Annotated in this window: 1 pseudogene; it reads right to left on the bottom strand. The window is 66.9% G+C overall.

The features are described 5' to 3' along the window. Positions 1–232: pseudogene (locus B2U11_RS06020) on the bottom strand (hypothetical protein); the annotation flags it as partial. Positions 233–284 lie beyond the last annotated feature (52 nt).

Raw genomic sequence — 284 nt, 5'->3', positions numbered from 1 at the left:
CGCGCGCCAGCGCCTCGGTGCTGGACTGTTCCGGCGAGGGTTTGAGGGTGCAGTTGAGGACCAGGGCTTTCATGGCGTTCCTTTCCGGGGGTTTCCCTGCCAACCCGTCGCGCACGCGTCCGTTCCGCACCGACACCTCGAGCATTCGCACGATCGTCCGCCGTCGCCAGACGCCGGGGAGCGCCGCGCCCCTCGAAAATAGGGAACCCGAACGCCCGATCTTCAGCTTCAACACCGCGCGCTACCCGATAAAGGGCGCGATGGGATCACCCCGAGGAGACGAC

Origin of the sequence: Brevundimonas sp. UBA7534, from assembly GCF_002479325.1 — a bacterium.
Classification (GTDB): domain Bacteria; phylum Pseudomonadota; class Alphaproteobacteria; order Caulobacterales; family Caulobacteraceae; genus Brevundimonas.
Note: the sequence above shows the minus strand (reverse complement) of the source record. Positions and strands in the feature narration are given on the sequence as shown.